The sequence below is a fragment of the Micromonospora sp. ATA51 genome (assembly GCF_016802855.1).
Classification (GTDB): Bacteria; Actinomycetota; Actinomycetes; order Mycobacteriales; family Micromonosporaceae; genus Micromonospora; species Micromonospora sicca.
In genome coordinates, this window is sequence record NZ_JAEVHJ010000696.1 from 1 (window position 1) to 1,076 (window position 1,076).

Consider the following 1,076-nt stretch of genomic DNA (forward strand, 5'->3'; position numbering starts at 1 on the left):
AGGGAAAGAGCCGGGCCCCGTGAGGGTCCGGCTCTTTCGGTGCGTGAGGGGGTGGGGGTCAGCGGCCCCGGGTCTGGCGGAAGGCGCCGCGTGGGGGGCGCATGTTCTTGGGGATCGCGCCCTTGGGCATCTGCGGACGGGCGGTGAGCGCCTTGAGCCGCTTGTCCAGGGCGTTGACGTCCTTGGGGGCCAGCGTGCGGGGCAGCCGCATCAGGGTCATCCGCAGCTTGCGGATGGGTAGCTCATCCTCGCCCTGACCGATCACGTAGTCGTGCAGCGGGGCGGAGCCGATCACCTTGGCCAGCCGCCGCTTCTCCTGCCCGAGCAGGCCGCGGACCCGCTGCGGGTTCCCCTCCGCCAGCAGGATCACGCCGGGCCGGCCGATGACCAGGTGCACCATGTCCATCTGGGTGGTGGAGCTGACCGCCGGGGTGACCCGCCAGTCGCCGCGCATGCTCTCCATGATCTGCGCCGCCGCGCCCGGCTGGCCCTCGGCGGCGTTCATCATCGCCTTGTTGGACCGCAGGTTCAGCACGATCAGCACGGCGAGCAGGATGAACAGGATGCCGATCGGCAGCCAGATCCAGCCCCAGAGGATCACCGCGACCACGGTGAGCGCGAGCGGGATCAGCACCGCCGCGGCGGTCAGCGGCGCGAACCACCTGTCCTGCTTGGCGGTGAACTGGAACACCATCCCGATCTGCTTCAGCCGCTGGCCGAACGAGACCTTCTCCTGGGGCTTTGCCATGCCGAAGAGTCTAGTGGGCGCCGCACGCCCCGTTGATCCGCGGCCGCCCCTCCGCCAGGGGCTGAGTACCTTACGTCGCCGCCCGGCCGCTGAGGCCCCCCGGTAAGGAGGGGGAGGGGGTGAAGATCAGGCGGCGGACCCATGCCCCGGGGCCACCTTCGCGCGGAAAGTGAATCTCGACAGCGAGCACACCGCACGACAGGGGAACCGAGAATGTTCGGCAACGACGCAGACTTCCTGCTCACCATCCACCGTACGCACGCCTCCGAGCTGCAGGCCGACGCGGCCGCGGACCGGCTCGCCCGGGCGCTGCCCCGCCGCCACCCGC

1 protein-coding gene is annotated in these 1,076 nt (G+C 70.6%); it reads right to left on the reverse strand.

All coding sequences use genetic code 11. The features are described from left to right. Nucleotides 1-58 precede the first annotated feature (58 nt). Complete coding sequence (locus tag JNW87_RS39025; protein WP_109799589.1) at nt 59-748, reverse strand: DUF4191 domain-containing protein; 690 nt, start codon at nt 746-748, stop codon at nt 59-61. Nucleotides 749-1,076 lie beyond the last annotated feature (328 nt).